Below are 15,181 nucleotides of genomic sequence, written 5' to 3' on the forward strand. Positions count from 1 at the left end.
TCTCACTTAGAGGTTACTGCGTGCCTACATCTTTGCTCGAGATCGTTGATCTCGGTGATGGCGACATAGTGCTACAGCGTGCTGATGACGACAGCGAGCCCCTCGTTACCATCAGCTTCTCTGACGAATCCCGAATGTACATCCTGGATCAGGGGCTGGAAGTGGCGAAAGCCATGCTCCAAGCCGGTATTCAGGCTGCCGCACAGATTGCGGAGCAGACGGACGTCGAGGTAGAAACTGAGCCCACCCAGACGGCCCCCCGCACCCTGCATTAACTCCGGGAGGTGGCCGGCTGCGTTTAAGCTGGTCGCGGTGAAGGCGACCCTATTATGGCCCCCGTTCAGGAAGCTTTAAAAAGCTCTGGCGGTGCCTTCTAGCACTGCTGACTTTTCTTTCTGACCTTTCCTTCTGACTTGTCTTTCTTATAGCTGACTCCAGGGCTTGTTAGAACCGCCCATAGCCTTGCCTAGAGCGAGCGGCGAATCACTCCGACACTCAGGCCTTCGATAGCGAAGCTACTCTTTGCAAGATCGACGTCGATCGGAGACAGGCTGTCGTTTTCCGGCAGCAACTGCAGATAACGCTTATCACGTCCGCGTTTTAAGCGCTTTACGGTAACCTCATCATCGATTCTGGCCACCACAATGGCACCGTTGTCCGCGATCGGGGTGCTGTGGACCGCGAGTAAATCGCCATCGTGAATGCCCACATTGATCATGCTGTCGCCCTGCACTCGAAGCAAATAGTCTGCCCGTGGGTGAAATAAGGATGGATCCACAGCGCAGTGTTCTTCAATGTTTTCGGCGGCAAGGATAGGCTCTCCCGCGGCGACCCGACCTACGATAGGGAGTCCGCTATCTTCGGGGAGTCGGATTCCTCGGGACGCGCCCGGGATAATTTCGATGGCCCCTTTGCGCGCTAAGGCTTTTAAATGCTCTTCGGCAGCGTTAGCTGATTTAAAGCCCAGTTCGCGGGCAATATCGGCCCGGGTAGGAGGCATACCTGTGTTGCCGATGTGACGGCGGACGACATCCAGAACCTGTTCCTGACGGGCGGTAAGCTTGAGCATGAGGCACCTGTGAATTCATACAGTGCCTGTGATTATATACAGTAAATCTTTGGGGGCAACCGTGCCTGATGCGCAGTGCTCAGCTACCCAAGGGCAGTCGCGTAGTCGGCCAGAGATTAAGCTCCTTCGGGGCGGTACATCTGCGAACTAAAGGTCGTCGAGCCCGAGTACCGTATCAGGCTCTATGTTTGATAAGGGGCTGGCCCATTGCAGGGGATGCATGGCGGCATCCGGGTCAATTTCATCGGCGAGATCGAGCTCAAAAGCGGTCCGCCAGTCTTCGGGTGCAGCAGCGATTGCAAGATTGAGCTCTGCCCATACATCGAATTCAAAATCGGCAAGCTCGCCATCGAGATACTGTACCTGTACATTGGCTTCGTCTAAGTCCATTGACACAATTTCGAACAGCTGACGGCTCTCGCGATCCTGATACCAGCGTCCGATTGTTGGAACAAATTGACTCATTTCTTTCTCCCTAGGGGCACTTAAGCTACCAGCAATTTCGGGAGTTACCAGTGCCAATAAATAACGTGTGCGACCATCATTGTCTACCATGCGTAGAGCATTTTTCGGCGAACTGAGCCTATTCAATCACTTGAGCATGGTGTCGTACAAATCGTCTTAGCTCGCCGAGGCGCTGTTATACTTTCGCCGCCTTAAGGGCATTCTCTACATGCTCAAATAGTCTAAAAATGACTCGGGACCGACATGGAATCACAACTCACGGTTGCTTTTGCACACGTTGCCAATGGCTTGAATCTGCCCTGGGTCTGGGTAGCGGTAGGGGGCTTGTTAACTATTGTCCTTGTGGGCCAATGGATCATTGGTGCCGCATTTAATCGTCTGCATCGTTTGGCTCAGCAGTCGGAGCAGCAGTGGGACGATGCTTTTGTCACGGCGCTCGTGGCACCCGCCAAGCTTGCCTGGTGGCTGTTACTCTTGACCCTGTTGTTTGCGTTGTTGCCGGCGCTGGCGTCAGTGCGTTCCATCGCCTTAACAACGCTTCACGCTTCCCTTGTGCTGCTGGTGCCGTGGTTTTTGCACCGGCTCATCGCCAATGTCGAAGAGCAGGTCTTGCTCGCAAAGTTCGCGGATGGAGCGTCGGTCGACAAAGCAACGGTGCGCTCTACCGCGAGGCTGCTGCGAGTCGCTCTGTGGTTGGTAACGGCGTTGATGCTTCTCCAAACGCTGGGCGTGTCGGTGTCGGGACTGTTGGCGTTCGGTGGCATAGGCGGTATCGCCGTTGGATTCGCGGCAAAGGACTTACTAGCCAATTTCTTTGGTGGTCTCGGTATATATATGGATCGTCCCTTTACCATTGGAGATTGGGTGCGATCGCCCGATCGAGCGTTGGAGGGCACCGTAGAAGATATTGGTTGGAGAGTGACGCGTATTCGTACCTTTGATAAGCGCCCCTTGTATGTTCCAAACTCTGTTTTCGGTCAGATCGTGATCGAAAACCCGTCGCGTATGCTCAATCGGCGCATCTATGAAAAGTTTGGTTTACGCTATGACGATAGCCGGAGTCTATCAGCTGTCGTTGACGCGGTTCGGGCGATGCTTGAAGCCCACGAGGCCATCGATACTGGTCAAACAATCATTGTTAATTTTGGGTCCTTTGGTGGTTCATCCCTGGACTGTTTTTTGTATTGCCATACCCGAACGACTAACTGGGTGGAGTACCACGCTGTGAAACAGGATGTGTTGTTAAAAGTTCTCGAGGTTGTTCATGAGCATGGAGCTGATATAGCGTTTCCAACCCGTACGCTACATATGCAGGGCCCCGACGAGGTCCCCAACGCATGAGTCTGGGTCTCATAGGCGGCACAGGGCTCACTCGGCTAGCCGGCTTAGAGGTGGTGGCATCGCATGCGGTGGATACGCCCTATGGCCAGCCGTCCATGGCAATTGAGGAGGGAGTTTTCGCGGGTCGCAAGCTGTTCTTCCTGCACCGACACGGAGGCGGTGCGCAGCCTATCCCGCCGCACCTGGTGAATTATCGTGCCAACATCTGGGCTTTGCGTGAATTGGGTGTGGAGCGGATTTTTGCAGCGAATGCTGTAGGCGGGGTTAACTCTCAGATGATCCCGGGGAAGCTTGTTATCCCTCATCAACTCATTGATTACACCTGGGGACGGGAGCACAGTTTTGATGACGGGAGCCGTGGAGAGCTTCTGCATGTTGATTTCACCCGTCCGTATGATGAGACCTTGCGAAGCGAGATTTTAAGTGCGGCAGTGGCTGCAGACGTGCCTCATCTAGATGGCGCTGTGCTTGGCGTCGTACAAGGGCCCAGACTGGAGACCGCCGCTGAGATAACGCGTTTTGCGCAAGATGGCTGCGACCTTATCGGAATGACGGGCATGCCCGAGGCCGCTTTAGCACGAGAACTGCACATTCCCTATGCCGCTGTATGCATGGTAGTGAATGCCGCAGCCGGTATGGGTGATCAGCCCTTCTCTATGGACGTCATACGAGAGACGCTGCGTCGAGAAACTGAACGCTTTGGCGCTCTTGTCACGGCTTTTCTGCGACGTCAGACGGGAATATAAAGGGCTCATCGCGGATTCGCGGGGCCAGGGTGTGCGCGCAGCGTCAGCTATTGGTCCACAGGCCTTTTTTGACGACCGGAGCCCAGGCCGAGAAGTCGGCGAGGCAGACGGTAGTCCTTTGAGCTGCTCGCGCATCTCCAGAAAGGCCCTATCACTGTTAGAAGCACTCGACGGACGCTCAAAGGACTACCACCTACCTCGCCTTGCCTGTGCGACATCAGAGCGCTGTTTCGACAGTGCCAGCATGTCTCGATGCCTGGTAGCGGATCGGCGCCGCTTTGCTCGAGGGTCCGTCGAGTGCGTTGTTTAATGTGCGGGCGCCGATGGAGATGCGCGAGCAGCTCGAGTAAGGCGGGGACGGGCCGCCAAGAGCCACTACGAAGCCATACTCGAAGAACGAGGATCCCAGAAATCCGCGATGAACCCTATAAAGGCCTAGGGGATCGCGTTTAGAGAGTCCGGGTCCAGAGGCAGAGGCAGCAATTCGATGGGTAGTGAGTGACGCTCGCGAAACTCTCGTTCTTGCTGATCGAGAAGCGGCAGCTCCTCAGCGCTCATGGGCGTTACCTTCACAATCACGCCGATGACGGGGTGATCCAGATAGTGGACTTCTCCGGAGCGCATCCGACGACTTTGGCGATGCACGATGGCATGGCGCCACGGGTACTCGGGAGTACTTTGGGTCTCTTTTGGGGCTCCCGGACTAACGCCTTCCCCGGTGTTGGGATCGATGGGTGACTCAGGCTCGTTAAGCATCGCCGGAGCAGTTGACGCGACATTAACACTCTCCGTTGGTGACCAGGGGTTGATCTCCACCCCAGCCAGAGTCTTTGCCATCAGCGATGATGCAGGTAGTGGCGGTGCTGCAATCTGCCAGCCTTCGGGCAGGTACTCACCTTGTGTGTTGAGCCACAGATCCAGAGCGATATGCAGATAACGGGAACGGTAGATTTGGAGACTGCCTTGCAGTGCTGGCCAATCGCGGCTATCCATATCTCCAGAGCGATCCATAATCACCGCCGGAGTCTGATCCGCCTCATCAAGCATTGCCCACCAAGTTCCATGGAAGACGACACGGTGTCCCTGACGACGTAGGCTGCGAGCCTGTGTTCGAAACCCCAGGCTATCGTTGCCCAGCAATTCATAGGGCAGGGCGATGACCGGACTTTCGAGATCAATTTCTGGGTTATTGGGATCCAAGGCCGGATTGTTGGGATCCTCCAGGCCCTCTACGGTATTCATGTCAGCTTCGCTTTCGACACTTTCTGGCAGCAGCAGATCCAAGTCGATCGCAGCGCTTGTCAATGCGTCGGGACGAGAGTGATCAAGCACTTCTTTAATGGGAGCAGGCACCGTAAGCGTCTGGACACCCCGGTTGTCGATGGTGCTTGAGTAGGACTGACTTTCTTCCAGGCGACGGTCTGCGGTCGCGGGATCAAGCAAGTAGCGATGTTTTGCCGGGTACTCCAGCGTGGGTAGGGGCTCCCACTGTTCCGCAAGACGACTATCGGCATTGCTTCGAACAAAAACCAAAACTTCCGTGCGATACCAATTCTCTGCCAATTCCTCCGGCACCTCAGCCTGCGACGCCAGAGCAAAAAAACCAAGATAAGGAAGGGCAAGGGAGCGTAGCGTTAGCATGAAAACTTTATGCAGCTTCATCAAGAAGGTCTCCCGCTAGTCGTTGCAGTAACTCTCTTGCGAGCTCTTCTCGCATTTTGATGTCGGGAAGTGTTCGTTCGACGCGCAGGCGAGTGGGCCCTGATAGCTTGTAGTGATGCGGCTGCTCCTGAACCAGGGTTACCAGTTGAAGTGGATCCACATTGGTATTGTCCATAAAGTCGATATGCCCTCCCGCCTCGCCAAGCTCCAGTGCCTTGATACCACATCGTTGTGCCAGGAGTCGCAAAGAGCTTGCGCTAAACAAGCCTTTCACTGGCGCTGGCAGTAGTCCAAAGCGATCGATCATTTCCACCTGCATCTCTCGAAGCGCCATATCATTCTCGCAAGCGGCGATGCGCTTGTAGAGGATTAGACGCATGTTCGGGTCCGGGAGATAGTCATCGGGAATGAGCGCCGGGCTGTGAAGATTAACCTCGGTGATAGCTTGAAGCGGCGCGTCTACATCGGGAATCTCTCCCCGGCGCAATGCTTCTACTGCTTGGCGCAACAACTGTGAGTACATGGCAAAACCGACACTTTGAATCTGGCCGCTCTGTTCATCGCCCAGCAACTCACCAGCACCCCGAATCTCCAGATCGTGTGTTGCCAACTGATAGCCCGCACCGAGCTCACCTGCCGCCTCGATGGCTTCAAGGCGCTTAGCAGCGTCGGTGGTCATCGCCGAGGCAGGTGGGCAGAGAAGATACGCGTAAGCTTGATGGTGCGACCGCCCCACACGGCCTCGTAGCTGATGGAGTTGCGCCAATCCAAACTTGTCGGCTCTGTCGATAATGATGGTATTGGCATTGGGAATATCGATGCCGGTTTCGATGATGGTTGAACAGATAAGAATGTGATGTCGTTGGTGATAAAAGTCGGACATTGCTCGCTCAAGCTGAGTTTCGTGCATTTGGCCATGCGCGACGACTATGGATAGATCAGGTAGTAGTTCACGCAAGGCCGCGGCCCGCTGTTCTATTGTTCGAACTTCATTGTGGACGTAGAACACCTGCCCGCCGCGAAGTGTTTCTCGAAGCACTGCTTCTTTAATGAGGCCGCGATCCTGCTCTCGAACGAAGGTTTTGATGGACAGGCGGCGTGCCGGGGGCGTGGCAATGATTGATAGATCCCGCATGCCTCCCAGCGCCATATTTAATGTTCGCGGGATGGGTGTTGCCGTGAGCGTCAGAATATCCACTTCGGCCCGCAGAGCTTTAATACTGTCTTTTTGCCGTACGCCAAAACGATGTTCCTCATCAATGATGAGAAGGCCCAGGTCTGCAAACTTAATATCGCTCTGGATGAGCTTGTGCGTTCCGATAAGGATGTCCACCTCTCCAGCGGCCAAACGTTTGATGACTTCTTTCGTATCGGAGGCGGCACGAAAGCGGGAGATCACTTCAATTTTTACCGGCCAATTCGCAAATCTATCGCGAAAGGAGTTGTAGTGCTGCTGGGCGAGGAGGGTGGTAGGGACCAGTACCGCCACTTGGCGCAGATTAGCCGTGGCAATAAAAGCGGCGCGCATGGCGACTTCGGTTTTGCCAAAGCCCACATCACCACACACCAGGCGATCCATCACGCCCGGGGCCCACATGTCCTGTTCAACAGCCTCAATAGCGGCAGCCTGATCAGGTGTCTCTTCGAAGGGAAACCCTGCAACGAAGCGCTCGTAGTCTTCTTCTGGATTAGCAAACTGCACCCCCTGACGAGATTCCCGGCGCGCGTAGACTTCAAGCAGTTGGGCCGCGACATCATTAGCTTTTTCCCGCGCTTTACGCTGCGCTTTATCCCATTGCTCTGAACCCAGGCGGTGCAGCGGCGCGTGATCAGGATTACTGCCGGCGTAGCGGCTGATGAGCTGCAATGAGGCGACAGGGACATATAGCTTGGATTGATCCGCATATTCCAAGGTCAGGAACTCTGCGGCGGAACCGTCTACCTCTAGGTGCATCAATCCCACATATCGCCCGATGCCATGCTCAGCATGGACCACGGGTGCACCATGTCTGAGCTCGTTGAGATCACGGAAGATGGCTTCTGGGTCCAGGGCGTCACGACCGCGGCGCCGGCGACGTTGCGCAACACGCTCTCCGAACAGCTGTGTTTCCGTGATCAGCATTGGCGCGGATGATCCGAGATTGATCCCTCGATCGATGGGGGCTACTGCGAGGGCAAACTGTGTCCCGGAAGCGAGGAACTCCTCCCAGCTCGCGACCTCCAGCGGCGGGGTATCAAGAGACTCCAGCAGTATCTCTCTGCGACCCTGGGTCTCCGCGCAGAGCAAGACCGGCCCACTGTGGCCTTGCAAAAGTGTTTTTAGACGCGTTGCAAGTCCGGTTTCACTTTCGCCACCGAGAAGCTGTGGTGGTGGTTCGATGCCAGTCTTGATATGCGCCGGTGCTTCGCCGGTTTGGCGTAGTTCCAGTACCGCATGCTCCCCAAGCTTCTGGAATAGCTCCTCTACCGGTGTAAACAGCTCTTTGGGAGACAGGAGTGGGCGCCGAGGGTCGACGCCGTAATCGGTAAAGCGCCGTGAGGCTTCGTCCCAAAATCTCGATGCGGCGGTGTAATGATCGCCAAGGGTCAGCAGCGCCGCGTTTTCGGGGAGGTAATCCAAAAGCGATTCGCAGGCGTCAAAGAACAGTGGAAGGTAGTACTCGGCGCCGCCGGGAGCGCGTCCATTACTGAGTTCAGTGAATATGGGGCACTGATCGTGATCGACATCAAAGCGGGCATACCACCGCTGTTGGAATGCCTTAATGCCGGGTTTGTCCAAAGGAAATTCCCGGGCGGGCAACAGGTCTATCTTCGAGAGTTTCTCGACGGTACGTTGAGTCTCGGGATCAAAACACCGCAAAGAGTCTATTTCGTCATCGAGCAAATCAATGCGTAACGGTAACTTACTGCCCATGGGATAGATGTCCATGAGCGATCCACGGACGGCAAACTCCCCGTGTTCATATACGGTATCTACTGCACGGTAGCCACTTTTTGTAAGAGCGATGCGCAGTGCTTCGATATCGAGTGATTGGCCTTCTTCAAGGAGCAGGCTGTTCGCTTCAATGTAGTGCCGTGGCGGCAGCCGCTGCATCAGTGCTGCCATGGGCAGCAAAAGCACGCCTCGCTGGGTGTGAGGTAAGCGATGCAGTGTTCTCAGGCGCTCAGAAACGATGTCTTGGTGAGGCGAGAAGTTATCGTAGGGTAATGTCTCCCAGTCCGGCAGCTGCAATATCTCGCAGTCCGGAGGCAGAAAGAACGGTAGTTCTCGGGCCAGCATTTGCGTCTGGGCAGTATCTTCCGTGAAAGCGACGAGCAATCGATCAGGCGTCGCCAGCTCCGCGATACACAATGATGCGGTGCTCCCGAAAAACGGGCCGATGGCAGTGCGGGTACCGGTCTTGGTAGGCCAGGGAGATTTGTCCAGCAGTGGGGCGAACAGCATAGGAGTCGGAAAGTTTCAGCGGGAAGCGGGTCGCTATTGTAGAGCGAGGTGGCCCAGTGCTCCAAACTGTGAGCAACGCAACATTTGTCATGTTGCGGGCAACTTGCCGGCCGAGGATAATGCGGGCCTTAAAGTATTGCTTCGCGACTACCGCGCCACTAAAGGATATTATCTGTGACGGACCGCAAACGACCACGCCCAGACGATTATTTTAAAGATTGGAAAGAACGTGAAGCCCTTGCTGAGGACATTATTCCTCTGGTGGGCCGTCTGGCTCGCGAGAAGAGCGTGAAGTGCTTTTGCTACGACCGTTCGCTGGTCAACACCTCCGTACTGGACTTGATGAAGACGCATCGCTATGTGCGTCAAGTTGAAGGCAATGAGCTTTCTGAGCGTGAAACCCACCCGGTGCTTACGGCAATGAGTAAGCTGAACCTGGGTCCTGCGCACATCGACGTTGGCCGCCTTGCCGTGAATTACTACGACAAGAACCACGGAGAGGGATTGAGTGTCGACGAGTATGTGCGCGAGCAACTCGCTTATCTGATAGATGGCGATGCCAAACCTGCGCAAGAACCTATGGATGTTGTGCTGTACGGCTTCGGTCGTATTGGCCGGCTTGTAGCAAGAATTCTCATCGATAAAGCTGCAGGTGGTGAAGCTTTTCGCTTGCGCGCGGTGGTCGTTCGCAAGGGTAATGCGCCTAACGATTTAGAGAAGCGTGCCAGTCTGCTGCGCAGGGATTCAGTGCACGGAGCATTCAACGGCACGATTCGTGTCGATGAAGAGCGTCAGAGCTTTGTGGCCAACGGCAATGAAGTGCGAGTGATCTACGCCAGCTCTCCAGACAGCATTGATTACACAGACTACGGTATCAACAACGCGATTATCATCGACAATACCGGTGTGTGGCGGGACGAAGAAGGGCTTTCCCAGCATTTGAAATCCAAAGGCGCGGCAAAGGTTATTCTTACAGCGCCGGGTAAGGGTGATATCAAGAACATTGTTGCAGGCATCAATAATGAAGATATAGCCGCCGACGACACCATTATATCTGCAGCTTCTTGCACGACGAACGCGATCGTGCCGCCTTTAAAGGCAATCGACGATAAGTTTGGTATTTTGCACGGCCACGTAGAGACCGTACATGCCTATACCAACGACCAGAACCTCATCGATAATTATCATAAAGCCGATCGACGAGGCCGCAGTGCTGCTTTAAACATGGTCATTACCGAGACAGGTGCAGCCAAAGCTGTCGCTAAAGTACTCCCGCAGCTCTCGGGTAAGCTCACGGGTAACGCGATACGAGTGCCGACGCCTAACGTATCTATGGCGATCCTTAATCTTACTTTGCGAGATGAAACGGACGTCGAGTCGCTCAACGAGTACATGCGTCATATGGCTCTGCATTCCAGCATGCGTCGCCAAATCGACTACTCAAACTCCCCGGAAGTTGTGTCCTCAGACTTTGTTGGGTCGCGAACAGCGTGTGTATATGACGCGCGAGCAACGATAGTGAGTGGCAATCAGGCGGTTCTGTACCTTTGGTATGACAATGAATTCGGCTATAGCTGCCAGGTTTACCGGGTCATGGAACGCATGGCAGGGGTCAACTACGCGGTGTATCCCAGGCAGGCCTAGCATATTCGGCCTCGATTTTTCCTCGTCGATAGCGATAAATAGACGCCTATGTGAGTAGCGGGAGTGGCCGACGCTTCGCTATAATGCCGGCGCCTTGAAGCCGGCGCGTCGGGTAAGCGAAGCGAGTCGGTAAGTCATTCAAGGTCAACACCAGCGGCGTACTTTTCGGGCCTTTGCAATGGTGTTGGCCCATTCGTTTGATACACAACGACAATCCAGGCGGATTACATGATCAAAATATCGCGGGGGCTTGATATCCCTATTGAAGGTGCGCCCGAGCAAAAGATTTATGACGCTCCGGAGGCGCGTGCCGTTGCCATACTTGGTGGTGACTATGTCGGCATGAAGCCGACCATGGTCGTACAGGCCGGAGACCGGGTTCAGTGCGGGCAAATTTTGTTTAGTTGCAAGAAGACAGAAGGTGTTCATTACACTGCACCAGCATCAGGTGTCGTCTCTGCGATAAATCGTGGCGCAAAGCGTGTGCTGCAGTCTGTGGTTATTGATATCGAGGGGGATGATGCGCTCTCGTTCGGTACCTACACGGGTGACCAGGCTCGAGGCCTGTCGGCGGAAGCCGTGCGCGAGCAGCTTTTGGCGTCTGGACAGTGGGCAGCCTTGCGCACGCGCCCATTCAGTGCGGTGCCTTCGCCAGACCACCAGCCCGCGGGCATTTTTGTCACTGCAATCGATACGCATCCCTTAGCCGCCGATCCGGCGCTTGTTATCGCTGAGCAAGAAGAGGCGTTTTCTTTGGGGCTGGACCTGCTCGCCACGCAGACCTCTGGATCCTTGCACTTGTGTACTGCGCCAGGCTCGAAGATTCCCGGCGGAAGTGCGGGCAATATCCAGCGCGAAGAGTTTGCAGGCCCACACCCGGCGGGACTGTCGGGTACACACGTGCATCTTCTCTTTGGTGCCAGCGCCGATCGCGCCGTGTGGACGGTCAATTATCAGGAGATTATTGCCATCGGTAGACTGTTTCTAGATGGTCGACTGTGGACTGAGCGTGTTGTGGCATTGGCTGGGCCCCAGGTCGAGAATCCTCGCTTGCTGCGTACACGGATGGGAGCAGACCTCGAGGCGCTGGTCGCTGGGCAAGTCAGGCCCGGCGAGAACCGTCTCATATCGGGTTCTGTGCTGGGCGGTCGCAAAGTGTCAGGTGCGACAGCCTATTTGGGGCGGTATCACTTCCAAGCATGCGTTCTGCAAGAAGGCCGCGAGCGAGAGTTTTTGCATTATTTGCGTCTAGGCGCTAATAAACACTCAAGTCTCGGTATTTATCTGAGTAGTTTTTTTGGGCGCAAGCCACTTCCCATGACGACCACTACTAACGGTAGTGAGCGGGCTATGGTCCCGGTGGGCGCCTATGAGCGAATTATGCCGCTGGATATTTTACCAACGCAGCTTCTGAGATCCCTCATCGTGGGAGATACAGAGAGTGCGCAAGCTCTGGGATGTCTGGAGTTAGATGAAGAGGATCTCGCCCTGTGCACCTACGTGTGCCCGGGGAAATACGAATACGGGCCTATCCTTAGGGATAACCTGACACGCATAGAGAAGGAGGGTTAAGTCGTGGCCTTACGTAAATGGCTTGACGGCGTGGAGCATCATTTCCAGGACGGCGGGCGCTATCAGAATTTCTACCCGCTGTTTGAAGCGGTAGATACGATTTTTTTTAAACCGTCGTCAGTGACGCGCTCTACAGCTCATGTTCGTGATGGCGTTGATTTAAAACGCATCATGGTCACGGTGTGGCTAGCTGCGTTTCCTGCGATGTTTTATGGGATGTACAACCTTGGCTTTCAGGCCAACGAAATCCTTGCGGTCACCGGCGGTAGCGTAGACGGCTGGCGGGGGTCGCTTATTGCGGCCGTTGGCGGAAACGATTCCGCCAATATTTGGCACAACATGTGGTTTGGCGCGCTGTATTTTTTGCCTATCTACCTTGTGACGTTTGTCGTTGGTGGCTTTTGGGAAGTGTTGTTCGCCATGAAGCGAGGCCATGAAATCAACGAGGGATTCTTTGTAACGTCTATCCTTTTTGCTCTCGTGTGCCCGCCAGATCTCCCACTGTGGCAAGCAGCTTTAGGTATTAGCTTCGGTATTGTCATTGGCAAGGAAGTGTTCGGTGGAACCGGAAAGAACTTTCTCAACCCAGCGCTTACCGGACGGGCCTTTCTGTATTTTGCCTACCCTGCGCAGTTGTCTGGAGACGCAGTATGGACAGCGGTAGACGGTTACAGTGGTGCAACACCTCTGGGACTCGTAGCCTCTGAAGGTATGACGGCGCTCCAAGCGCAGTACACCTGGATTGATGCGTTTATCGGTGCAATCCCTGGATCCATCGGAGAGACCTCCACGCTCATGGTGATGATTGGCGGCGTAATCTTGCTACTGACCAAAGTGGCATCCTGGCGTGTAGTGGCCGGGGTGTTTCTTGGCATGTTTGTGTTTTCTTCGTTTCTCAACATTGTAGGTTCGGATAGTAATCCGGCGTTTTCGATGCCGTGGTACTGGCATATGGTGGTCGGTGGTTTCGCCTTCGGCATGTTTTTTATGGCGACAGATCCTGTGTCGGCCGCGATGACCGATCGTGGACGTTGGGCCTACGGGTTTTTGATCGGGCTGATGACGGTTCTTATCCGCGTCATCAACCCGGCGTTCCCCGAGGGCGTCATGCTGGCGATACTTTTCGCGAACCTGTTTGCCCCATTATTCGATCACTTTGTCGTACAGGCGAATATCAAAAGGAGGCTCGCCCGTGTCCAGTAACGATAGTATCGGCAAGATTCTCGGCGTGGCTCTGGCACTGTGCATTGTGTGTTCAGTGATTGTGTCCACTGCAGCAGTCCTACTTAAGCCTGCGCAGGAAGCCAACAAGAGCCTTGATCGCAAGCGCAATATCCTTCAGTCAGCAGGGATGCTGGAAGAAGGGCGTAGCGTTGAAGAGCAGTTCGCCGTGATCGAAGAGCGTTTTGTGAACCTGCAAAGCGGTCAGTTTACGGACACGGTTACCACGGGTTATGACCAACGAGCCGCCGCGAAGAATCCTTCTCAGTCCCGCGATGTACCCAGCGATGAGGATATCGCCAAAGTAGGACGGCAAGCGGCCGTTGCACAGGTCTATCTGGTTCGTGGTGACGGTGGCGACTACGAAAAAATTATTTTGCCTGTGCATGGTTATGGACTGTGGTCGACACTGTACGGATTTCTGGCTTTGGAATCAGATGGCAATACCGTAGCCGGGCTGGGGTTTTACGACCATGCTGAGACTCCGGGGCTTGGCGGCGAAGTAGACAATCCTCGCTGGAAAGCCTTATGGCCGGGCAAAAAAGTCTACCGAGATGGCGAAGTTGAACTGGGCCTTAAGAAAGGCGCTGTTGATCCGGCGAGCAGTGATGCTGACTGGACGGTCGATGGACTTTCCGGAGCGACCCTTACCAGTCGCGGTGTAACAAATCTCATCGAGTTTTGGTTGGGCGATAACGGTTTCGCGCCTTTCCTTGCAAACCTTCGAAACGGGGAGGCCTGATCATGGGCGCAGTAAAAGATACGCTCAGTGGCCCGATTTTTAAGAACAATCCTATTGCTCTTCAAATATTGGGTATTTGTTCAGCGCTGGCAGTTACATCTTCACTAAAAGTCACTTTGGTGATGTGTGTTGCTTTGACGCTGGTTACGGGCTTTTCAAATCTGTTCATTTCGTCGATTCGGCATCACATCCCAGGCAGTATTCGAATCATCGTTCAGATGACGATTATCGCTTCGCTGGTGATATTAGTGGACGAGGTTCTCAAGGCTGTTGCTTACGACATCAGTAAACAGCTTTCAGTGTTTGTGGGCTTGATTATTACCAACTGTATTGTGATGGGACGCGCAGAAGCCTATGCGATGAAAAATCCGCCGGTAGCGAGTTTCATGGACGGTATCGGCAATGGTCTGGGCTACTCCGTAGTGCTCGTTTTTGTCGCAGTTATCCGCGAGTTGTTCGGAGCGGGAAAGTTGTACGGCTTTGAAATTCTCCCACTGGTGACAGAGGGGGGCTGGTACAACCCAAACGGTTTGCTTCTGCTGCCGCCTAGTGCGTTCTTCATCATTGGTCTGTTTATTTGGATTCTGCGATCGGCGGACGCCAAACAGGTCGAAGAGCCGGACTTCCGCATGGCCAAGCACACCGTAGCGGAGGAGAGTGCCTGATGGAGTATTACCTTGGCCTGTTTGTGCGGGCAATCTTCATTGAGAACATGGCGCTATCCGTATTCCTGGGTATGTGTACATTTTTGGCTGTTTCCAAGAAAGTCAGCGCTGCCATTGGCCTCGGCGTGGCAGTTGTGGTGGTCCTTACGATTACCGTGCCGGTTAACAATCTCATCTACAACTACCTCCTTGCGGATGGCGCGCTTGCTTGGGCCGGATTGCCCGATGTTGATCTGAGCTTTCTGGGACTGTTGTCGTACATCGGTGTGATTGCGGCCCTGGTGCAGATTTTGGAGATGTTTCTCGATAAATATGTGCCTGCGCTTTACAACGCGCTCGGCGTGTTCCTTCCGCTGATTACGGTGAACTGCGCGATTCTCGGTGCCTCGCTGCTGATGGTCGAGCGTGACTATAATTTCGGTGAGAGCGTCGTGTTTGGAGCGGGGGCCGGGGTTGGCTGGGCTCTGGCTATTGTTGCCTTAGCGGGTATTCGCGAGAAGCTCAAGTACAGCGATGTGCCCGATGGCTTGCAGGGGCTTGGCATAACCTTTATCACTGTTGGACTGATGTCCCTGGGCTTTATGGCCCTCGGCGGCATCGATCTCTGAG

At 54.6% G+C, this 15,181-nt stretch carries 13 protein-coding genes; 9 read left to right on the forward strand and 4 right to left on the reverse strand.

The genetic code is table 11. The annotated features are described in order from the left end of the window. The first annotated feature begins 20 nt into the window (after positions 1 to 20). Positions 21 to 275, forward strand: a complete 255-nt coding sequence (locus ACI9KD_RS06860; protein WP_414980418.1) for a hypothetical protein — start codon at positions 21 to 23, stop codon at positions 273 to 275. Positions 276 to 466: 191 nt separating this feature from the next. On the opposite strand, the gene lexA is transcribed toward ACI9KD_RS06860, so the two are convergent. Further along, complete coding sequence (gene lexA / locus ACI9KD_RS06865) at positions 467 to 1,069, reverse strand: transcriptional repressor LexA (protein WP_414980419.1); 603 nt, start codon at positions 1,067 to 1,069, stop codon at positions 467 to 469. A gap of 147 nt (positions 1,070 to 1,216) precedes the next feature. Further along, positions 1,217 to 1,534 (reverse strand): DUF6763 family protein, encoded by a 318-nt coding sequence (locus ACI9KD_RS06870; RefSeq protein ID WP_414980420.1) that lies wholly within the window; start codon positions 1,532 to 1,534, stop codon positions 1,217 to 1,219. Positions 1,535 to 1,777: 243 nt separating this feature from the next. Here ACI9KD_RS06870 and ACI9KD_RS06875 point away from each other — a divergent pair, with 243 nt between their 5' ends. Together ACI9KD_RS06875 and ACI9KD_RS06880 are read left to right on the forward strand one after the other, a co-directional pair. Further along, positions 1,778 to 2,875 (forward strand): mechanosensitive ion channel family protein, encoded by a 1,098-nt coding sequence (locus ACI9KD_RS06875; RefSeq protein WP_414980421.1) that lies wholly within the window; start codon positions 1,778 to 1,780, stop codon positions 2,873 to 2,875. Next, positions 2,872 to 3,621, forward strand: a complete 750-nt coding sequence (locus ACI9KD_RS06880) for an S-methyl-5'-thioinosine phosphorylase (RefSeq protein WP_414980422.1) — start codon at positions 2,872 to 2,874, stop codon at positions 3,619 to 3,621. Before ACI9KD_RS06875 ends, ACI9KD_RS06880 begins: the two co-directional genes overlap by 4 nt. Positions 3,622 to 4,056: 435 nt before the next feature. Here the strand turns inward: ACI9KD_RS06880 and ACI9KD_RS06885 are convergent, their stop codons facing one another. Continuing rightward, on the reverse strand, positions 4,057 to 5,283 hold the full coding sequence (locus ACI9KD_RS06885; RefSeq protein ID WP_414980423.1) for a CsiV family protein: 1,227 nt from the start codon (positions 5,281 to 5,283) through the stop codon (positions 4,057 to 4,059). Next, a complete protein-coding gene (gene mfd, locus ACI9KD_RS06890; protein ID WP_414980424.1) occupies positions 5,270 to 8,728 on the reverse strand; it encodes a transcription-repair coupling factor in 3,459 nt (1,152 codons plus the stop codon). Before mfd ends, ACI9KD_RS06885 begins: the two co-directional genes overlap by 14 nt. A gap of 174 nt (positions 8,729 to 8,902) precedes the next feature. On the opposite strand from mfd, the gene ACI9KD_RS06895 reads away from it, so the two are divergent. The 6 genes from ACI9KD_RS06895 to nqrE all read left to right on the forward strand — a co-directional run bounded on the left by ACI9KD_RS06895 (position 8,903) and on the right by nqrE (position 15,180). Beyond that, entirely contained in the window at positions 8,903 to 10,372 is a 1,470-nt protein-coding gene (locus ACI9KD_RS06895; RefSeq protein WP_414980425.1) for a glyceraldehyde-3-phosphate dehydrogenase, read from the forward strand. Between the two features lie 228 nt (positions 10,373 to 10,600). Further along, a complete protein-coding gene (locus ACI9KD_RS06900) occupies positions 10,601 to 11,944 on the forward strand; it encodes a Na(+)-translocating NADH-quinone reductase subunit A (RefSeq protein WP_414980426.1) in 1,344 nt (447 codons plus the stop codon). A gap of 3 nt (positions 11,945 to 11,947) precedes the next feature. After that, the gene (locus ACI9KD_RS06905) at positions 11,948 to 13,147 is read left to right on the forward strand and encodes an NADH:ubiquinone reductase (Na(+)-transporting) subunit B (protein WP_414980427.1); all 1,200 of its coding nucleotides are present in this window, start codon (positions 11,948 to 11,950) and stop codon (positions 13,145 to 13,147) included. After that, positions 13,137 to 13,907, forward strand: coding sequence for a Na(+)-translocating NADH-quinone reductase subunit C (locus ACI9KD_RS06910; RefSeq protein ID WP_414980428.1), 771 nt, complete (start codon positions 13,137 to 13,139; stop codon positions 13,905 to 13,907). Before ACI9KD_RS06905 ends, ACI9KD_RS06910 begins: the two co-directional genes overlap by 11 nt. Positions 13,908 to 13,909: 2 nt before the next feature. Continuing rightward, positions 13,910 to 14,572, forward strand: coding sequence for an NADH:ubiquinone reductase (Na(+)-transporting) subunit D (locus ACI9KD_RS06915; RefSeq protein ID WP_414980429.1), 663 nt, complete (start codon positions 13,910 to 13,912; stop codon positions 14,570 to 14,572). After that, entirely contained in the window at positions 14,572 to 15,180 is a 609-nt protein-coding gene (gene nqrE / locus ACI9KD_RS06920; protein WP_405272948.1) for an NADH:ubiquinone reductase (Na(+)-transporting) subunit E, read from the forward strand. Before ACI9KD_RS06915 ends, nqrE begins: the two co-directional genes overlap by 1 nt. Position 15,181: the final 1 nt, after the last annotated feature.

It is taken from the genome of Congregibacter sp. (assembly GCF_047617445.1).
GTDB lineage: Bacteria > Pseudomonadota > Gammaproteobacteria > Pseudomonadales > Halieaceae > Congregibacter.